21 protein-coding genes and 3 tRNA genes are annotated in these 19,034 nt (G+C 63.7%); 12 read left to right on the plus strand and 12 right to left on the minus strand.

Features of this window, described 5'->3' with window-relative positions; genetic code table 11:
* Positions 1-66 precede the first annotated feature (66 nt).
* The 4 genes from PQ467_RS12060 to PQ467_RS12075 all read left to right on the plus strand — a co-directional run bounded on the left by PQ467_RS12060 (position 67) and on the right by PQ467_RS12075 (position 1,724).
* A complete protein-coding gene (locus PQ467_RS12060; RefSeq protein ID WP_274173647.1) occupies positions 67-291 on the plus strand; it encodes a hypothetical protein in 225 nt (74 codons plus the stop codon).
* Positions 288-587, plus strand: a complete 300-nt coding sequence (locus PQ467_RS12065) for a cell division protein ZapA (RefSeq protein WP_274173648.1) — start codon at positions 288-290, stop codon at positions 585-587. Before PQ467_RS12060 ends, PQ467_RS12065 begins: the two co-directional genes overlap by 4 nt.
* 340 nt (positions 588-927) lie before the next feature.
* On the plus strand, positions 928-1,509 hold the full coding sequence (locus PQ467_RS12070) for a 5-formyltetrahydrofolate cyclo-ligase (protein WP_337995091.1): 582 nt from the start codon (positions 928-930) through the stop codon (positions 1,507-1,509).
* A complete protein-coding gene (locus PQ467_RS12075) occupies positions 1,509-1,724 on the plus strand; it encodes a DUF2842 domain-containing protein (RefSeq protein ID WP_274173650.1) in 216 nt (71 codons plus the stop codon). Before PQ467_RS12070 ends, PQ467_RS12075 begins: the two co-directional genes overlap by 1 nt.
* Before the next feature lie 92 nt (positions 1,725-1,816).
* On the opposite strand, the gene PQ467_RS12080 is transcribed toward PQ467_RS12075, so the two are convergent.
* The 3 genes from PQ467_RS12080 to thyA form a co-directional block, all read right to left on the minus strand.
* A tRNA-Asp gene (locus tag PQ467_RS12080) sits at positions 1,817-1,893 on the minus strand.
* A 34-nt stretch (positions 1,894-1,927) separates the two neighbouring features.
* A tRNA-Asp gene (locus tag PQ467_RS12085) sits at positions 1,928-2,004 on the minus strand.
* Positions 2,005-2,281: 277 nt separating this feature from the next.
* Positions 2,282-3,226: a thymidylate synthase gene (gene thyA, locus PQ467_RS12090; RefSeq protein WP_443192945.1), complete on the minus strand. Its 945-nt coding sequence runs from the start codon at positions 3,224-3,226 to the stop codon at positions 2,282-2,284.
* 147 nt (positions 3,227-3,373) lie between these two features.
* Here thyA and PQ467_RS12095 point away from each other — a divergent pair, with 147 nt between their 5' ends.
* The 8 genes from PQ467_RS12095 to PQ467_RS12130 all read left to right on the plus strand — a co-directional run bounded on the left by PQ467_RS12095 (position 3,374) and on the right by PQ467_RS12130 (position 10,966).
* Entirely contained in the window at positions 3,374-3,691 is a 318-nt protein-coding gene (locus PQ467_RS12095) for a hypothetical protein (RefSeq protein ID WP_274173652.1), read from the plus strand.
* Between the two features lie 18 nt (positions 3,692-3,709).
* Positions 3,710-5,236 (plus strand): methyl-accepting chemotaxis protein, encoded by a 1,527-nt coding sequence (locus PQ467_RS12100; protein ID WP_274173653.1) that lies wholly within the window; start codon positions 3,710-3,712, stop codon positions 5,234-5,236.
* 160 nt (positions 5,237-5,396) lie between these two features.
* Positions 5,397-5,473: transfer RNA gene (locus PQ467_RS12105), tRNA-Pro, on the plus strand.
* Positions 5,474-5,645: 172 nt separating this feature from the next.
* Positions 5,646-7,367: a putative bifunctional diguanylate cyclase/phosphodiesterase gene (locus PQ467_RS12110; protein WP_274173654.1), complete on the plus strand. Its 1,722-nt coding sequence runs from the start codon at positions 5,646-5,648 to the stop codon at positions 7,365-7,367.
* Positions 7,368-7,408: 41 nt separating this feature from the next.
* Positions 7,409-8,221 carry a diaminopimelate epimerase gene (gene dapF, locus PQ467_RS12115; RefSeq protein ID WP_274173655.1) on the plus strand — a complete coding sequence of 271 codons (813 nt, stop codon included), beginning with the start codon at positions 7,409-7,411 and terminating at the stop codon, positions 8,219-8,221.
* Positions 8,218-9,408: a tRNA (N(6)-L-threonylcarbamoyladenosine(37)-C(2))-methylthiotransferase MtaB gene (mtaB, locus tag PQ467_RS12120; protein WP_274173656.1), complete on the plus strand. Its 1,191-nt coding sequence runs from the start codon at positions 8,218-8,220 to the stop codon at positions 9,406-9,408. The genes dapF and mtaB overlap by 4 nt, the downstream gene beginning before the upstream one ends.
* Positions 9,405-10,334: a signal recognition particle-docking protein FtsY gene (gene ftsY, locus PQ467_RS12125; protein WP_274173657.1), complete on the plus strand. Its 930-nt coding sequence runs from the start codon at positions 9,405-9,407 to the stop codon at positions 10,332-10,334. Before mtaB ends, ftsY begins: the two co-directional genes overlap by 4 nt.
* Entirely contained in the window at positions 10,331-10,966 is a 636-nt protein-coding gene (locus tag PQ467_RS12130; protein WP_274173658.1) for an inner membrane-spanning protein YciB, read from the plus strand. Before ftsY ends, PQ467_RS12130 begins: the two co-directional genes overlap by 4 nt.
* Before the next feature lie 222 nt (positions 10,967-11,188).
* Here PQ467_RS12130 and PQ467_RS12135 read toward each other — a convergent pair whose 3' ends face one another.
* From PQ467_RS12135 to ccmC, 9 genes are all read right to left on the minus strand, one after another.
* A complete protein-coding gene (locus tag PQ467_RS12135) occupies positions 11,189-11,809 on the minus strand; it encodes a superoxide dismutase (RefSeq protein WP_274173659.1) in 621 nt (206 codons plus the stop codon).
* Positions 11,810-11,958: 149 nt separating this feature from the next.
* A complete protein-coding gene (locus PQ467_RS12140) occupies positions 11,959-13,878 on the minus strand; it encodes a potassium transporter Kup (RefSeq protein WP_443193010.1) in 1,920 nt (639 codons plus the stop codon).
* Between the two features lie 108 nt (positions 13,879-13,986).
* Positions 13,987-14,682: a tetratricopeptide repeat protein gene (locus PQ467_RS12145; RefSeq protein ID WP_274173660.1), complete on the minus strand. Its 696-nt coding sequence runs from the start codon at positions 14,680-14,682 to the stop codon at positions 13,987-13,989.
* Complete coding sequence (locus PQ467_RS12150; RefSeq protein ID WP_274176149.1) at positions 14,679-15,077, minus strand: cytochrome c-type biogenesis protein; 399 nt, start codon at positions 15,075-15,077, stop codon at positions 14,679-14,681. The genes PQ467_RS12145 and PQ467_RS12150 overlap by 4 nt, the downstream gene beginning before the upstream one ends.
* A 32-nt stretch (positions 15,078-15,109) precedes the next feature.
* Positions 15,110-15,661 carry a DsbE family thiol:disulfide interchange protein gene (locus PQ467_RS12155; RefSeq protein ID WP_274173661.1) on the minus strand — a complete coding sequence of 184 codons (552 nt, stop codon included), beginning with the start codon at positions 15,659-15,661 and terminating at the stop codon, positions 15,110-15,112.
* Positions 15,658-17,652, minus strand: coding sequence for a heme lyase CcmF/NrfE family subunit (locus tag PQ467_RS12160; RefSeq protein ID WP_274173662.1), 1,995 nt, complete (start codon positions 17,650-17,652; stop codon positions 15,658-15,660). The genes PQ467_RS12155 and PQ467_RS12160 overlap by 4 nt, the downstream gene beginning before the upstream one ends.
* Positions 17,653-17,664: 12 nt before the next feature.
* A complete protein-coding gene (ccmE, locus tag PQ467_RS12165) occupies positions 17,665-18,111 on the minus strand; it encodes a cytochrome c maturation protein CcmE (RefSeq protein WP_274173663.1) in 447 nt (148 codons plus the stop codon).
* On the minus strand, positions 18,112-18,252 hold the full coding sequence (locus tag PQ467_RS12170) for a hypothetical protein (protein ID WP_172338862.1): 141 nt from the start codon (positions 18,250-18,252) through the stop codon (positions 18,112-18,114).
* Positions 18,252-19,010, minus strand: coding sequence for a heme ABC transporter permease CcmC (gene ccmC / locus PQ467_RS12175; protein ID WP_274173664.1), 759 nt, complete (start codon positions 19,008-19,010; stop codon positions 18,252-18,254). The genes PQ467_RS12170 and ccmC overlap by 1 nt, the downstream gene beginning before the upstream one ends.
* Positions 19,011-19,034 lie beyond the last annotated feature (24 nt).

The raw sequence follows: 19,034 nt of genomic DNA on the forward strand, positions 1-19,034 counted from the left end.
CCGTTGTCATTTGGGCTGTCGGGCCCTTTGCAAGGGCAAAATTATTGCGCTAGGCCTCTGCGCCTGATGGCCAGCAGCGAAAACGAACCCACCCCTGTCAACACCGCGCTCGACCGGATCGAGGCCGCTCTGGAGCGGATTGATCATGCCGCCCGCCGCGCCCGGCAGGACCGCCTCGCCGCCGCGGACCAGACTGCCCAACTGGAGGGGCGCCACGAAATCCTGCGCGAAAAAGTGGGCGATGCGCTCTCTACCCTCGATGCGCTGATCGCGCGGGCGCAGCAGGCATGAGCCGGGTCGAACTGATGATCGGCGGGCGCGATTATGCCGTCGCCTGCTCTCCGGGCGAGGAAGATCATGTGCGTATGCTGGGCCGCATCATCGAGGAAAAGATGGACAGCCTGCCCGGCGCCACGAATCAGAGTGAAGTGCGCTCGATGCTCTTTGCCGCGCTCCTGCTGGCCGATGAATTGCACGAATTGCGCCAGCAGGTCGAACAGAGCGCGGATCCGGCCGCGACCGATCGGCTTGAGGCGATCGCCGCCCGGCTTGAACAACTGGCCGCATCAATTGAGGATCTTGTTTAAACCCTCGCTCCGGGCCTTGAGAAATCACACCATTGCGCCTACATATGGAGGCGACGGGTACTGCCCGGTGCGAGCCGCATGAAAATCCCTGAGGCTATAAGCAATCCTAGGGGGCTGTCCCTGCCACTGGCCCTGGCCTCTGGTACATGGTCCCCACCTGACGTCGAGGCGTCAGAGGATTTCCCGGCAACGGCCCATGGTGGTCCCGTCACCCTTTCTTTGTTGGGTACGCCCAACGCCTCCGCGTTGGGCTTGCTGTGCCGTCCCGCTCCCCCGGCCCAGCCACCCAGATTGTACTTAAGGTAGCTGCGCCGGAGGAGCGGGACGGCACAGGCCGAAAGTGCAGACCTTGACCGACAAAAAATCCCTGCGCGCCCGTTTGCGCCGCCTGCGCCGCGAACATGTAAACGCCCTGCCCGCCTCGATGTCCGCTCTGCTGTTTCTGCGCCCGCCCGGGGCGGTGGCGGCGCTGGCGGGTGAAGGCGCGGTTGTGGGCCTCTATCACGCCGTCTCGGGCGAGGCGCCGACGCGATCCTATGCCAAATGGTTTGCCGAAAACGGGCGGCGAATCGCGCTGCCGTGGTTTGCCGCCACGGGCGCCCCGATGCAGTTTCGCGCGTGGAACGATCCCTTTGCCGACGAAGGTCTGGAAACCGGTCCCTATGGCGCGCTCCAGCCGTCCGCCGATGCCGAGGAACTGTTTCCCGATGTCGCCTTCCTCCCGCTGGTGGGCTTTACTGCGGAAGGCGCACGGCTCGGGCAAGGCGGCGGGCATTATGACCGCTGGCTGGGCGCGAATCCGGGCGTGATGGCGCTGGGTTTGGCGTGGGATGTCCAAAAGGTGGACAGCCTGCCCACGGAGCCTCATGATATGCCCCTGCGCGCGGTGATCACCCCCACCCGCCTGTATGGAGACATCTGATGCGCAAAGAGCCTACGTGGCGCATTCCGGCGGGCCTGCTGCTGTTGCTGGTCGGGCTGGCGGTCTATGCCGCGCTGGTGGCGCGCTATATCGCGCCGTGGATCGCGCCCTGGCCCGCGCTGGGGCAGATGCCGGTCTATGTCGTGCTGGGCGTGGTCTGGCTGCTGCCCTTGCGGCGCTTCCTGATCTGGATGGAGACCGGGCGCTGGGGCTGATCCCCTGGCGCTTTCTTCGCCCCGAAACAAAAAAGGCCCGATCCGCGATGGACCGGGCCTTTTTGATACCATTTCGAAAAATGGACCCAAGGTGGCGCGAGTGACGGGGCTCGAACCCGCGACCTCCGGCGTGACAGGCCGGCACTCTAACCAACTGAGCTACACCCGCGCAATATGCTTGGGCCTCGCAAGGAACCATGAAGTGGCGCGAGTGACGGGGCTCGAACCCGCGACCTCCGGCGTGACAGGCCGGCACTCTAACCAACTGAGCTACACCCGCTCACTTCGATGTTTCCTTCGGGGCAGCGCCCCTTGGGTGACGCGGCCTCTAGATAACGAGGGGCGACCTGTCAACAGGCTTGAACATGCTTTTGCCCAAGCCCCGGTTTTTCAGGGTTTTCACGCGGTGAACGTCCCGTAATCTTTGCCACGAATCTGTTTCCGCCGCGTGACAATGCGTTTTATCCACAGACTAATCCCGAAAAATCAGCGCTTTTCCTGTTTGGATCGGAACATTTTCCACCCTGCCCCGCATTCTGGCGCAAGCCTCGCGCCATTTACACCGCGACCGGCGCGCCCAACTTTCCCTGAGGCGCATAATCGCGCACGACGAAATCCTCGATGCCATAAGCAAAGATGCTCTCCGGGCGGCGAACAAGGTCGAGGCGCGGCTCGCCCGAAGGCACGCGCTTCAACTGCTCCTCCACCAGATCGCCGTGGTTGAGATAAAGATGGACATCGCCCCCCATCCACACCAGTTCGCCCGGCTCCAGCCCGGCCTGCGCGGCCAGCAGGCGGATGAACAGCGCCGCGCCCCACAGATTGAACGGCACGCCCAGCGCCAGATCCGCGCTGCGCTGGTAAAGGATGCCCGACAGCCGCCCATTGGCCACATGGAACTGATAGGTCTTGTGGCAAGGCGGCAGCGCCATCGCATCCACCTCGGCCACATTCCAGCCTTCGACGATATGCCGCCTGCTGCCCGGATTGGTTTTCAGCGCATGGACCAGATCGGCCACCTGATTGATCCCCTGCCCCAGCCGGTACAATCCATCGCCCGCAGGTTCATACGTAGGCCAGTTCACCCATTGCTTGCCATAGACCGGTCCCAGATCACCCCAGCGCGCGGCAAATTCCACGTCGGCAACAATGCGTGCTGAAAAATCCTCCCGCGTGATCTGGTCGCCCGTTTCGCGCCGGTAATGCGCCAGCGGCCAGTCGGTCCAGATCTCCACCCCCTGCGCGCAGAGCGCCCGGATATTGGTGTCGCCGGTCAGAAACCACAGAAACTCGCGCGTGGCGGTTTTCCAGAACACCCGCTTGGTGGTGACCAACGGCATGCGCCCATCGGACAGATCGCAGCGAATCGTCGCGCCGAACAGCGAGCGCGTGCCCACGCCCGTCCGGTCGCGCCGCTCGTCGCCAGTTTCCCAGATCCGGCGCATCAGATCGAGATATTGCCATTCCCAATGGGGTTCAAAGTTCGAATTGTCAGTCTGCATGGCCAACATCTAACCCCGCCCACCGCCGAAAGCCACCGGCAATCGCCGCGAAGTGCCTAGGCACAAATGCGGAAATGGTAAGCGCAAATTGCCAAAGTCTGTGCGGTAAAACGGATCATTACTCCTCATTTCCATGGGCCGCGCGCGTTGACATCCGTTATCTTTCCTTATCGGCAACTGGCCATCGCGCAATTGGCGCTGGTGCTGGTGCTGCTGCCGCTGATCGCGCTTTGGCCGCGGGTGGGCATGGCGGTGCTGGTGCTGCCCTTGCCCGGACACAGCGCCGGGGCGGCCCAATGGGCGCACCGCCAGGGCTCCCCCCTGATCGGGCGCGGCGTGGCGGCGGGCAGCATGCTGCTGATCGGACGCCGCGTTTACACCCCTTTTTCCGCGCTGTCGGCCGGTGCGCTGGTGCTGGCTGCGCCTGCCTCGCTTTGCCAATCTTCCCCGACCCCCAAAAACTGAAATCACCAAGGACAGACCATGAAGGAAATCGTCAATCTGCGTCATCTGGGGATGAAGGCCCTTGCCGGCGTGTGCTGGCTCGCCACCATTCTGGTGCTGATGGGCGCCATGATCGCCGGTTCGGGCATTACCCCGGTGTTGCTGGCGCTGGCGCTGGCGGCGGTGCCCACACTGCTGATGATGTCGGGCAAGGACGATGCCGTCTCGCGCACGGCCATGGGCGCCACTTTGCCGCTCTACAGCGCGGTGCTGCTCTATCAATGGAGCGGCGCCTCGTGGCAGGTCGATCTGCACATGACCTTTTTCGCGCTGATCGCCATGCTGCCGGTGCTGGTCGACTGGCGCCCGATTGTGGCGGCAACGCTGGTCACCGCGCTCCACCATCTGCTGCTCAGCTACATCGCGCCCACGCTGGTTTTTGGCGCGACGGGTGATTTCTTCCGCGTCGTGCTGCATGCGGCGATCCTGCTGGTTGAAACGACGGTGCTGATCGCGCTGGTCGCCAAATTGTCCGATGTGATGATCCAGCAGGAGGCGGCGCAGGAAGAGAAAGAGCGCATCACCCTGGCCGCCGAACGCGAGCGCGAGAGCGTCGAGGCCGAGCGGCGCGAGGTGGTCGAGGAAATCGGCGGGGCGATGCAGGCGCTGGCGCGCGGCAATCTGGCCCATCGCCTCAACCGCCGTTTTCCGGCCCAGTTTGAGGAATTGCGCGAGGACTTCAACCGCTCGGTTGCCGATCTGGCCGCGCTGGTCAATCAGGTTTCGCGCGCCTCCAGCGTCATTCAGGCAGGGTCTGCCGAAATCCGTACGGCCAGCAACGATCTGGCCATGCGCACCGAGCAGCAGGCCGCCCGTGTCGAGCAGGCAGGCGCCACCATGCACCGCCTTGTTGATGCCGCGCACGACACGGCCCAGAACGCCGCCTCGGTCAATGCCGCGCTGGATCAGGCCCAGAAAAGCGCGAATGATGGCCAGCAGGTGGTTAGCCGCGCGATGGCGACGATGGAACTGGTCGAAAAATCGGCGCAGGAGATTCGCCAGATCATCACCCTGATCGACGGGATCGCGTTTCAGACGAACCTGCTGGCGCTGAACGCCGGGGTCGAGGCCGCGCGCGCCGGTGATGCGGGCAAGGGCTTTGCCGTGGTGGCCAATGAAGTGCGCGCGCTGGCCCAGCGCAGCGCGGACGCGGCCAATGGCATCAAGCAATTGATCGACACCTCGACCAATCAGGTCTCCGAAGGCGTGGCGCAGGTGTTGCAGACCGGCGAGGCGCTGGAGGGCATCATCAGCCAGATCGGCCAGATCGCCGGAGCCGTGGGCGCAATCGCCCATGCGGCCCAGGGCAATGCCGAGGATCTGAGCGCGGTGGGCGATACGTTCCGCATCCTTGATCAATCGACCCAGCAGAATGCCGCGATGGTCGAGGAGAGCAATGCCGCGCTTCAGGCGCTCTCGGGCGAGACCAACGTGCTGATCAACGCGGTGGGCCGGTTCAGCGGCGAAGGGGTGGGCAGCGGGGGCCGGATGGGCATGGCGGCATGATCGCAGCCTGTGGAAAAGTTTGAAAAGCCGCGATTTCTGCGGTTCCTTGAAAAAATGATCCGGTTTTTGAAAAAACTTGCCACTTGCCGCTTGCCAACCTGAAAACCCCCCTATATAGGCGCGCTCCTGCCCAGCGGCGCTCTTGCAGAGCCGCTCCGGTCGGGGAATAGCTCAGCCTGGTAGAGCACTGTCTTCGGGAGGCAGGGGCCGGAGGTTCGAATCCTCTTTCCCCGACCATTTTCCTTCTTTTTGAAGGATACAGGATAAGGCGGCCTTCGGGCCGCCTTTTTCTTTGCCCGCAATGTTCGCAGGCCGCACACGCTGCTCCCTCGCGATGATCCTTAACGCAAATTTCACGACCTGATCCTAAATTTCAGGCAATTTCGCGCTTCAGGGGCAATCCATATCCATGTCCGTCATTGCCAAATTCCAGCGGGCCAAAATCCAGCGGGCCTTTGCCAGATCCGACGCCCGGCCCGCCCGCTCGGCGCGCCATGATGTGCTGGCGCTGGGCATTGCCGTGGCGGCAACCTGCATGGTGGCGGCCATAGGGGGCAAGGCGCTCTCGCAGGTCTGGGCGCGGGCCAATGGCATCGGGCTCGGCCCGGATCAGCTGTTGACCAATGCGCTGCTGCTGAACATCGCGCTCGTGATCTTTGGCTGGCGGCGGTATCAGGATCTCCATGGCGAGGTCACCGCGCGACGGCTGGCCGAGGATCTTGCCCGCCAGATGGTGCAGACCGATCCGCTCACCGGCTGTCTCAATCGCCATTCCTTTGCCCCGCGCGCCAATCAACTGCTGGCCTCCTTACGCGAACGCGGCGAGAGCGCGGCGCTGGTCATGCTCGACATCAACGGCTTCAAGGTCATCAACGAAAAGATCGGGGCGCAGGCCGGTGACGAACTGCTGATTGATACGGCACGCCGGATCGAGGCGCTTTTGCCGCCCGATGCCTTGCTGGCGCGGCTGGGCGGCGATGAATTTGCCTGCGTCATTCCCTATACGCCGGGCCATCCTGAGCGTGTCGACCATATGGCCGACGCGATGCAGGCCGCCATGGACCGCAAGCTGGAGAACCACCGGCTGAGCGCCAGCGTCGGGCTGGCCGACGGCAACCGGCAAAACCGGCTGGGCAATGGCCCGATTGACGCCAACGGCCTGCTGCATCTGGCCGAAGTCGCGGTCTATCACGCCAAGAAGCAGGAGCGCCCCGCCCCGCTGTGGTTTGAAGAATCGCTGGAAACCGAATTGCGCTATCGCTGCGAACTGGAAATGGCGATCCGCGAGGCCATCCCGGCGGGCGAATTCGTGCCCTATTATGAACAGCAGATCGATCTGGCCACGGGCGAATTGCTGGGCTTTGAAATGTTGGCGCGCTGGCATTCGCCCACGTTTGGCCTGATCGGCCCGGATGTGTTCATCCCGATTGCCGAGGAAATCGGCGTGATTGCCGATCTGTCCGAATCGCTGATCCGACAGGCCCTGCGAGATGCCCGCGAATGGGATCCGCGCCTCACGCTCTCGGTCAATATCTCGCCGCTGCAATTGCGCGACCCGTGGTTTGCGCAAAAGCTGCTCAAACTGCTGGTCGAGGCCCAATTCCCGCCCCAGCGGCTGGAGGTGGAAATCACCGAGACCAGCCTCCATCAAAACATTGCCGTGGTCCAGGCGCTGGTCACCTCGCTGCGCAATCAGGGCATAACAATCAGCCTTGATGATTTCGGCACCGGCTATTCCTCGTTTGCCCAATTGCGCAAGCTGCCCTTTGACCGGATCAAGATCGACCGCAGCTTTGTGTTGGCCATGCAACAGGATGCCGACAGCCGGACGATTGTGGAAAGCATCGTCATGCTCGGCAAAGGCCTTGGCCTGCCGATCACCGCCGAGGGGGTCGAATCGGCCGAATTGCTCGAAAATCTCCAATCGCTGGGTCAGTTCAAGGGTCAGGGCTATCTTTACGGCAAACCCCAGCCCGCGCAGGCCACGCGCGAATTTCTGGCGGGCCGCGAACTGCTTGCCCCCCATGCCCAGGACGTTGCGCTGGCCAGCAGCCGCGCCGATGGCGCAGAAGGCGAGAATACCGATCCCGCCCCCGCAACATTGCCGCAAGAGTGGCGCCGCACCGCCTAAAAGGGTGGACCTGAGACGCCAACAGGCATAGAGCGCGGCCCATGCGCATAGGTTTTGTCAAGATGCATGGGCTGGGCAATGACTTCGTCGTCCTTGATGGGCGCAGCGAAGCCCTGCCCGAGATCACCACCACGCTGGCCGCCGCGCTGGCCAACCGTCACACCGGCATCGGCTGCGACCAGTTGGTCGTGCTGGACGGATCGGATGTGGCCGATTTCCGCATGCGGTTTTTCAACGCCGACGGCAGCGAAAGCGGCGCATGCGGCAATGCCAGTCGCGCCGTTGGCCTGCTGCATGGCCGCCCCGCCCGGATCGAAACGCAAGGCGGCATATTGACCACCGCGCCCGGCGAGGCCGGGATCAGCGTCGACATGGGCGTGCCGCGCTTTGACTGGGATGCGATTCCGCTCGGTTTTGCGATGGACACGCTGACCATGCCGGTGGGCTGGGAGGATCTGGTTGACCCCACGGCGGCCAATGTCGGCAATCCGCATGTGATTTTTTTCGTGCCTGACACAGACGCGGTCGATCTGGCCCGCATCGGCCCGATCATCGAACATGACCCGCTGTTTCCCCAGCGCATCAACGTCAATGTCGCCACCATTACCTCGCGCAGCGCGATCCGCCTGCGCGTGTGGGAGCGTGGATCGGGCATCACGCTGGCCTGCGGCACCGGGGCCTGCGCCACGGCGGTGGGCGCGATGCGCCGGGGCCTTGTGGACCGCCGGGTCGAGGTGACACTGCCGGGAGGCAAGCTCATCATCGAATGGGGCGCGGATGATCGCATCACCATGACCGGCCCCGCCACCGAAGCCTTTCGCGGCAGCTTCGAGCTTTCCGATTTCCCTGCATGAGTGTTGAGGTCGTCTCGCGCGTTGAAGTTGTCTCTCTGGGCTGCCGGATGAATTTGGCCGAGAGCGAGCGCATGCAGGCGATGCTGGCGGGCGAGCAGGATATGGTTGTCATCAACTCCTGCGCCGTGACCGCCGAGGCGCTGCGCCAGACGCGGCAGGCCATCCGCCGCGCGCGGCGCAACCGCCCCGATGCGCGCCTGATGGTCACCGGCTGCGCCGCCGAGATCGAGCGCGAGGCGATTGCCGCCATGCCCGAGGTGGACGGCTTGATCGCCAATGCGGCCAAGCTGGATGCGCGGGCGTGGAATGTGCCCGATCTGGCCCCGGTGGCGGCGCGCTCGGTGGGGCATACGCGGGCCTTTGTCGCGGTCCAGAACGGCTGCGATCATGCCTGCACCTTTTGCATCATCCCGCAGGGGCGCGGCCCTTCGCGCTCGCGTTCGGCGGCCGATGTGGTGGCCGAGGTGCGCGAACATGTCGCGGGCGGTGTGGGCGAAGTGGTGCTGACGGGGGTGGATTTGACCTCATGGGGTCAGGATTTCGGGATGCGTCTGGGGGCTTTGGTCGCCGCGATCCTGCGCGAGGTGCCCGAACTGGCGCGCCTGCGCCTGTCTTCGGTCGATGGGGTGGAGATCGACCCTGAATTGTTCGAGTTGCTGGCGGGCGAGGCGCGGGTGATGCCGCATCTTCACCTTTCGCTCCAGCATGGCGACGATTTGATCCTGAAGCGTATGAAGCGCCGCCACAGCCGCGCCGATGCGCTCGATCTGGTGGCGCGGCTGAAGGCCCTGCGCCCCGACATCGCCATCGGCGCCGACATCATCGCCGGTTTCCCCACCGAGGATGAGGCCGCGCATCAGGCCAACCTGTCGATCATTGCCGAATTGGCCATCGTGCATGGCCATATCTTCCCCTATTCCCCCCGCCCCGGCACGCCCGCCGCACGTATGCCGCAGGTGGAGCGCCATGTCGTTCAAGCGCGCGCCGCCGCCCTGCGCGTGGCCGTGGCGGCGCAGCGTCTGGCATGGCAGGAAAGCCTGATCGGGCGGCCTCAGACCATTCTGGTCGAACGCGACGGCACGGGCCATGCGGAAAATTTCGCCTCGATCCGTGCGCCCGAAGGCGCGCAGCGCGGGGACATCATCACCATTACACCCACATGTTTGTTTGAAGGAATGCTGGCATGAGTGCCGATAGCTGGTCTGATCGTCTGCTCGGCGGTTTTGCCAAAACGAGCGACCGATTGACGGGCAATATTGCCGGTCTGCTGGGCGGGGCCTCGCGTCTGTCCGAGGATCAGCTCGACGATCTGGAAGATGCGCTGATCCTCTCCGACCTTGGCCCGCGCGCGGCCGCCCGCATTCGCGAGCGTCTGGCCGCCACCCGGTTTGAAAACGGCGTCGACGAGGCCGCGATTCGCGAGGCCGTGGCCACCGAAATAGCCGCCATCCTGCGCCCGGTGGCCAAGCCGCTGGACGTGACGGCCTTTCCTCGCCCGCATGTCGTGCTGGTGATCGGCGTCAACGGCAGCGGCAAGACGACGACCATCGCCAAGCTGGCCCATCTGTTTCAGGAACAGGACTATGCGGTGATGCTGGCGGCGGGCGATACGTTCCGCGCCGCCGCCATCGGCCAATTGGGCGTCTGGGCCGACCGTTTGGGCGTGCCCATCGTCAAGGGCCCGGAGGGCGGCGATCCGGCGAGCGTGGTGTTCGACGCGGTCAAGGCCGCGACCGATAAGGGCACCGATGCGCTGATCGTCGACACGGCGGGGCGTTTGCAGAACAAGCGCGAATTGATGGACGAACTGGCCAAGATCCGCCGCGTTCTGGGCCGGCTGAACCCGGCGGCGCCCCATGACGTGGTCCTGGTGCTGGACGCCACCAATGGCCAGAATGCCTTGGCGCAGATCGAGGTGTTCCGCGAGGTGGCGGGCGTCACCGGCCTTGTCATGACCAAGCTGGACGGCACCGCGCGCGGCGGCGTTTTGGTGGCGGCAGCCGAACAATATGGCCTGCCGATCCATGCCATTGGCGTGGGCGAAACCATCGACGACCTGCGCCCGTTTGACCCGGACCTTGTGGCCCGCGTGATCGCCGGGGTTGCGGCATGAGCGCGACGAAGAAGAAGTCGGGCTGGCTCAATATCCTTATCGATTATGGACCGATGCTGGCCTTTTTCCTCGCCTATCGCGCGTGGCGTCCAGCGGGCGGCGATGCGGGGATCGGCGATGTCGTGGCCATCACCAAGAGCACGGTGGTGTTTATCATCGCCACGCTGATCGCGCTGATCGTGTCGAAATGGCGGCTGGGGCGAATCGCGCCGATGCTCTGGCTATCCTCGGGCCTCGTCGTGTTCTTTGGTGGGCTGACGGTGCTGCTGCATGATGCAACATGGGTTCAGATCAAGCCGACGGCGATCTATCTGGCCAGCGGGCTGGCGTTGCTGATCGGTCTGATGCGCGGGCATGCGTTGCTGAAAATCCTGCTGGAGGATGCCTTTGCGGGCCTGTCCGACGAAGGATGGATGAAGCTGTCGCGCAACTGGGGCTGGTTCTTCCTGTTCCTCGCGATGCTCAATGAAGGCCTGCGCCATTTCTACAACCAGGCGAATCATAATTTTGACACTTGGCTGGCGATGAAGATCTGGCTGTTTATGCCGCTGTCCTTTGTCTTCACCTTTGCCCAGATGCCGATGCTGTTGAAGCATGGGTTGGGGGCGGAGGAGGATTCCAAGGAAGATTGAGATGCGAGGGGGGCTGGTCCCTCGCGCTCGCGTTAATATGTGTTCGGCGTTTGGTGTCGGACGCGGCATTGAAAATAGAAAAGCCTGCGGCGCCGATTGAATGCGCCGCAGGCTTTAATTTTTTGGCCCTCAAGCAAAGCGCTTCAGAACCATCGCGAAACCAGTAATGGGGATGCAAGGGGACAAGTCCCCCTGCGAAAATTCAATCGCGAAGCGAATAAATCAACCCTGCTGATCCGCGCGCGAAGCGCCTTCGCCGTCGAGATTGGCTTCGACGAACGCCCAGTTCACATGGTCGAGCAGCGCGTCGAGGTAGTTCGGGCGCAGGTTGCGATAGTCGACGTAATAGGCGTGTTCCCAAACGTCGAGCGTGAAGAGCGGCTTCACGCCTTCATAGGCCACCGGGGTGTCGGCGTCATGATAGCTCGTCACCTTCAGCTTGCCGTCTTCCAGCACCAGCCAGCCCCAGCCGCTGGCAAAGTGGCCGGCGCTTTCCGCCTTGATGGCGGCCTTGAACGCGTCCAGCCCGCCCAGATCGGCGTCGATCTTGGCCAGCAGTTCGGCCGAAGGCGCGGTCTTTTCGGGCGAGAGGCCCAGCCAGTAGAAGGTGTGGTTCCAGATCTGGGCCGAAGCGTTGAACAGCTTCTTGTTGCCAGCAGCCTTGGCCGCCGCAATCACTTCGAGCAGGCTCTTGCCTTCCAGATCAGTGCCCTTGATCTGGTCGTTGGCCTGCGTGACATAGGCGTTGTGGTGCTTGCCATGGTGATAGTCAAAGGTTTCGGCCGAGAGGACCGTGCCAAAGGCGTCCTTGGCATAGGGAAGTTCGGGAAGAGTGAAGGCCATGACTTTCTCCTGTGTTATCGCGAATCCCCGGCCCGGGGCTTGTGGCGGTATATGGGTATCAAAGCGCGGATCGGCCACCGTGCAGAGCGAAAAAATCTGTACGGCGAGAAAGTTTTCCCCTTCCCGCCCCTTTGTTTAGATCTCGGCGCCTAGATCTCAACCTGGCTGCCCAGTTCGACCACGCGGTTGACGGGCAGGCGGAAGAATTCCATCGCGGAGGCCGCATTGCGCATCATCCATGCAAACAGCTTTTCGCGCCAGATCGCCATGCCGGGCTTGGACGAGGCGATCAAAGTCTGGCGCGAGAGGAAGAAGCTGGTCTTCATCATGTCGATCGCCTCGCCATCCAGCGTCACGCCCTTGAGCGCGGCGGGCACATCGGTGTCCTCAAGGAAGCCGAACTTGATCACCATCTTGTAGAAGCCCTGACCGAAATTCTTCATCTCGATCCGCTCGCCCTGCTCCAGCACAGGCACGTCCTGAATGGCGATCGTCAACACCACCACGCGCTCGTGCAGCACCTTGTTGTGCTTGATGTTGTGGAGCAGCGCCGAGGGCACCCCGCCCCGCGTAGAGGACATAAAGATCGCCGTACCCGCCACGCGCTGGGCGCTGGAATGGGCGCTCTTGGCGAAAACCTCGAAGGGGATCGTGCCCTCGGCCATGCTGGCCCGCATCAGCGCGCGGCCCTTGGACCACGTGGTCAGCAGGGTAAAAATCGCCAAACCCATCACCAGCGGAACCCAGCCGCCATCAGGGATCTTGGTCAGGTTGGCCGAAAGATAGCCGAAATCGAGCAGCGTAAAGATCACCAGCAAGGGTATCGCCAGCCACTTGGCCCATTTCCACACGGCAAACAGCATCACCGCCAGCAGGAAATTGTCGATCATCATCGCGCCCGTCACCGCGATGCCATAGGCCGCCGTCAGGTTCGAGCTTTCCTTGAACACCAGCACCAGCAGGATCACCGCGATCATCAACGCCCAGTTGATGACCGGGATATAGATCTGCCCGGCATTCACGCTGGTATATTTGATCGACATGCGCGGGATAAAGCCCAACTGGATCGCCTGCTGCGTCACCGAAAAGGCGCCGGTGATGACCGCCTGCGAGGCGATGATCGCGGCCAGACTGGCCAGACCCAGCAAGGGCCATTGGAACCATTCAGGCGCAAGAAAATAGAACGGGCTGGCCAGAGCAGGCGCGCCCACGCGCACCAGCAAAGATGCCTGCCCCAGATAATTGAGCACCAGCGAGGGCAGCACAATGGCCAGCCATGACAGGCGGATCGGCGGGCGGCCAAAATGGCCCATATCGGCATAAAGCGCCTCGGCCCCGGTCACCGCCAGCACCGCCGAACCCATCGCCAGAAACCCGCGCATCGGATCGGCCACAAACATCGCGGCGGCAAAATGGGGCGAGAGCGCGGCGATCACGCCGGGATGCTCCAGAATGCTCATCACGCCCAAAACCGCGATCACAGCGAAATAGACCAGCATGACCGGGCCGAAAAAGGCTGCCACCTTGGCCGTGCCCCGGCTCTGGATCAGGAACAGGCCGATCAGGATCACCACCACCATCGGCACCACGGCGCCATGCATCCCCGGCTCGTAAACGGCCAGACCCTCGATCGCGCCCATCACCGACACGGCGGGCGTAATCATCGAATCGCCATAAAACAGCGAGGTGGCAAACACGCCCAGCAGCACAATACCCGCCGACCAGCGCTTGCCCGAAATATGCTGGTTGACCAAGGCCAGCAGGGCCAGCGACCCACCCTCGCCCCGATTGTCCGCGCGCATGATGATCGAGACATATTTCAACGTCACGATCACCATCATCGACCAGAACATCAGGCTGATAATGCCATAGACATGTAATTGGTCGAGCGGGAGCCGGTGATGTCCGGCAAACGTATCGCGCATCGCGTAAAGCGGGCTGGTGCCGATATCGCCAAACACCACGCCCATCGCGCCCAGCGCCAGCTTGGGCAGGCTGCCATGCGATCCGTGATGGTTGGAAGAGTGTTCGACCTTGTCGGTCCCGCCCGGCTGCGCCACTGGCTGCATCATGCCTATGCCCCTGAGTCGCCGCAAAAAGCGGCAAGGCCCGGCGATTAGCAGCGCGGCAATGCCCCGGCAACAGCCGTTTGCATAAGGCCCGCGCCGCCTGCTCGCTTATTGCGGCGCAGCCAGTGGGACGGCCATCGGCGCGCCTTGCGGAGCGGCGGCCTCGGCCTGCTCGCGCTGGCGCAGCATGGCCATCAATTCGTCCAAACGCTTCAAACGGATGGCAATATCATCGCGCCATGGCGCATCGGCGGGCGCCTTGGCCAACAGATCCGCCCAAAGGCTGCGCGTTTCATCAAAACGCCCCGCCCGCGCCATCGCCAGCCCGAGGAAAAAGGACGGCCCCGGCGCCTTGGGATCGGCATTCTGCGCCTGGCGGAAGGCATAGAGCGCGGCGGGTGAAATATTGCCTTCGGCATGGCTGACCAGCGCATTGGCAATCGCCAGCCAAGCATCGCCATTCTTGGGATCGGCCTCGACCGCCCCGCGCAAAACCGTTGCCGCCTCGGCATATTGGCCATGCATCGCCAAAGCATCGCCCGGCACGACCCAGCGGTTTTTGGTCGGGTCCACACCTGAGAGCTTCTGCCGCTCCTCGACCAGCGCCTTGCCATTGCCCGCGGCGGGATTGCTCGGCGCCTTCATGGCCGATGGCATCGCGGGCTGCCCTTGCAGCGCATAGCCGGCAAGGCCGACCATCAGCGCGGCGGCCACCGCCTCCCAGCCCTCGCGCCGCCCGCGCATCAGCCACAGCAGAACCGCCAGCACCAGCACCACCAGCGCGATCAACACCACCCAGGTCATGCCTCATTCTCCTGCCCGCCGGTAAATCTTTTGCGGAGCAAAAACGCCGCCAGCGCCACCAGCAACAGCGGCGCGGCAAACAAAGGCCATGTCGCCGCGCTAACGCGCGGTTCATAGCTGACATAATCGCCATAGCGCTGGATCAGCCAACTGCGAATCGCCTCCGGGTCCTCGCCCGCCGCGATGCGCTCGCGCACCTGGCTGCGCATGTCTCCCGCGATCGAGGCGTCCGAATCGGCAATCGACTGGCTCTGACACACCAGACAGCGCAGCGTTTCCATCAGCGCCTTGGCCTTGGCCTCCTGCGCCGGGTCGGGCAATTGGCGATAGGCCCATGGCGCGGGCGGCATCGAATCATCGGCCAAAACCGGCCCGCAAAACACCGATCCGAGCATCAGCGCCAAAGCGGCAAAAAACGCGCGCTTCATCACTGCGCCTCCTTGAGCAGGCGCAGGATGTCCGGGATCTGTTCGGGGCGGATGTCGCCGATATGCTGATAACGGATCACGCCCTTGCCATCGATGACAAAGGTTTCGGGCACGCCGCTCGACCCGATGGCCAGTTGCACCGCCGAAACATCATCCGCGCCGATCCGGGCATAGGGATTGCCATATTGCGTCAGGAAGGCGTTCAGGTCCTCCTTGTGGTCGCGGATGGCGATGGCGTTGATTGTCGCACCCTGACGGCGCAATTCGTCCAGAACCGGCGCTTCGGCGCGGCAGGGGATGCACCAGCTGGCGAAGATATTGAGCAATTGCGGCTTGCCGGTCTGAAAATCAGCGTTGCTCAGGCCGGGGCGCGCATCATTGGCCGCGCGCAGGGTGAAAGCAGGCAGCGGCTTGCCGACCATCTGGCTGGCAATATCGGTGTTCTTGGGCTTGACCAGCCCGACCACCACCAGCGCAACAAAACCGGCAAACAGCACCAAAGGCAACCACAGCGCCCAGCGCGGGGCCTTGGCGGGACTATCCTTGCTCATGCCGCATCTCCCCTGACCGTATCCCCCTGGACCAAAGCCGTTACTTCGTCGCGCCGATGGTCGCCCTTGCGACGGGCAATGCGGCGCTTCAGATCCTGCGCCACACGGCTGAGCAAGGCCAGACCGCCGCCCAGCGCCACCAGCAGCCCGCCGATCCAGATCAGCGGCACATAGGGCTTCCACCAGAGGCGCAATTGCCAGCGGCTCTCTCCCTTGTCCGACAGCGTCTCATCACCCAGCACGGTGTAGAGCTGACCATTCCAGCGGGTTTTCAGCGCCGAAACCGCATTGGTCTGCAGCGGCGCCCAGAAAGTGCGCGACTGCGGGCGGAGCGTCGCCTCGGCCCCGCCGTCATAGCGCGCCTTCAGAACGCCCTCCATCGCGGTCCAGTTCGGCCCGGCGATCGGCGCCACCTCGGCCAGTTTGATGCTCCACGGGCCGACCTGATTGACCTCTCCCACCTTGGCCGCCACCAGACGCTCGACGGTAAAGGCGCTGTCCGAGGCCATGCCGAACAGGGCCACACCGATTCCGGCATGCGCAATCACCATGCCCCAGAGGCTGAGCGGCGCGCGCAGCACCGAACGGCCCCGCAGCGGCAGGAAGGACGCCACCACCAGCGCCGGACCCAGCGCCAGCCCCAGCAGCGGCAGCACATGACGCACGCCCATCGCCAAGGCCCAGCCCCCCGCCGCAATCGCCACCACCAAAGGCAGCGCCAGCAGCGGCGAAATGCGCGAGAACTTGTCCCGCCGCCAACGCAGCATCGGGCCAAAAAGCAGCACGACAAACATCGGCACCGCAAACATCGCCGAAACCGGCGTGAAATAGGGCGGCCCGACCGAAACCTTGGTTCCCATCGCCTCGGTGAAGAGCGGATAGAGCGTGCCGATCAGCGTGATGCCGAGGATCGAGGAGAGCATGACATTGTTGAACACCAGCGCGCCCTCGCGGCTGGTAATCGCAAAACGCTCGCCCTCGGTCACGGTGGCGGCGCGCAGGGCAAAGAGCAGCAAAGCCCCGCCGATATAGATCGCCAGCAGCGCCAGAATGAACCCGCCCCGGCGCGGATCGACCGCAAACGCGTGAACCGAGGTCAGAATGCCCGAACGCACAAGGAACGTGCCGACCATCGACATGGAAAAGGCCACCACGCCCAGCATCACCGTCCACGCCCGCAACGCATTGCGCGCGGCCAGCACAGAGGCGCTGTGCAGCAAGGCGGTCGCGGCCAGCCACGGCATCAGCGAAGCGTTCTCCACCGGATCCCAGAACCACCAGCCGCCCCAGCCCAGCACGTAATAGGCCCAATAGCTGCCCGCCGTGATCCCCACCGTCAGGAAGATCCACGCGCCCAGCACCCAAGGCCGCATCGCGCGGGCGAAATCAGGCCCCACCTGACGCGTGATCAGCGCGCCGATGGCAAAGGAAAAAGCGATCGAAAGCCCGACATAGCCCAGATAAAGCGTAGGCGGATGAAACGCGAGGCCGGGGTCCTGAAGCAGCGGATTAAGCCCATTGCCATCTTCCGGCACCGGATAGAGCCGCGCGAAGGGATTGGAGGCGAACAGCAGGAAAGCATAGAAGCCAAGGCTGACAAAAGCCTGCCCGGCCAGCGTCGCCATCATCGTGGGTTCGGGCAGGCGGCGCTCAACCGCGGCGACGAACGCCCCGCCCAGCCCCATCACCGTCACCCAGAGCAGCATCGAGCCCTCGTGATTGCCCCAGGTCCCCGCGATCTTGAACATCAGCGGCTTGGCCGAATGGCTGTTTTCCGCCACCAGCTTGACCGAAAGATCGGTCTCGACAAACAACCAGATCAGGATGCCCAAAGCAGCGGCCGCCAGCACCCCCTGCACCATGGCCACTGGGCGCACGATGCCCGCCATCCCCTTGCCATTGGCGGTCAGCGACAATCCGCCCGCCAGCAATTGCAGCCCGGCCAAAGCCGCCGCCAGCCACAACAGGCCCAAACCGATTTCAGGAAGCACGGGGGGAAATCCTCACTTGGTGTTTTCGATGGCTTTGCGGGCCTGCTGCATATCTTTCATCTCGCGCGGCACGTATTTTTCATCGTGCTTGGCCAGAAGGTTGTCGGCCACAAAGGTGCCGTCGGGGCCCAATTTGCCCTCGGCCACAACGCCGCTGCCCTCGACGAACAGGGCGGGACGGATCCCTGCAAAGCGCACCGGAATGCGCGCCTTGCCATCGGTGACGATGAAATTGACGGTAATGCCATCGGGCGCGTTCTTCATACTGCCGCGTTCTACCATGCCGCCAAGGCGCACGGCACGGTCGGCCTCGGGCGGATTGGCGGCCATATCGGCGGGCACATAGAAATAGCTGGCCTGACTGCGCAGCGCCCACGTGGCCAACAGCCCTGCCCCGATCAGCGCCACCAGCGCGATCCCCAGCAAAACCAGACGTTGATGTTTGGCCCGAACCGCCATTTAACCCTCGCGTACCTTGTCGCGGCGTGCCTCGGCCCGGCGCATCGCCAGCCAGCTGTAGGCCGCCAGACCCAATGTTGTTGCGCCCCCTAAGGCATAGGCGGCGATAACGAATTGCCATTGGTCAAATGTCTCGGTCATTACCAAGCCTCCCCGGCGGCCGGGGCCTGTGCCCGCATGGCCTTGCGGCGCAAACGCGCCTCGGCCTGTTCATCGGCCAGAATGGTGCGCATCCGCGCCATCACGATGCCGCCGAAAATCAGCGAAAAACCAACCGTGGCGATCAGCAGCGGCACGAGGAAATCGGCCGCCATCGCGGACTTACCCATCGTGATGCTGGGCGGCTGGTGCAGGCTGTTCCACCAGGTCACGGAATAATGAATCACAGGGATGTTCACGGCGCCCACCAGGCCGAAAATGGCGGTGATGCGGCTCTGCCCCTGCCCGGCCTGCTGGCTGCCGCGCGCGGCGGCGTCGAGCGCCATATAGCCGAAATAGAGGAACAGCAGCACCAGCATCGAGGTCAGCCGACCATCCCACACCCACCACGTGCCCCACGCCGGGCGGCCCCAGATCGAGCCGGTGATCAGGCACAGCGCGGTAAACACTGCGCCGGGCAACGCCACCGCCCGCGCGGCAATCCCGGCCAGCGGGTGGCGCCAAACGATTTCAACAAAGCTGGCGATGGCGATCGCGCTCCACCCGCCCATGCCCAGCCAGGCGGTGGGCACGTGCAGGTAAATGATTCGCACCGTATCGCCCTGAAGAGCGTCGGCGGGGGCAAAGAACACCCCCCACACCAGCGACCATGCCGCCAGCGCAAAGCCCAGCAACAGGCACAGCGGCGTGGCCCAGCGGGCGATGCGCAGGAAACGGGCGGGATTGGCAAAACCGTGCATGACCGATCAATAACCGCAATTGCG

The sequence above is a fragment of the Novosphingobium sp. KACC 22771 genome (assembly GCF_028736195.1).
GTDB lineage: Bacteria > Pseudomonadota > Alphaproteobacteria > Sphingomonadales > Sphingomonadaceae > Novosphingobium.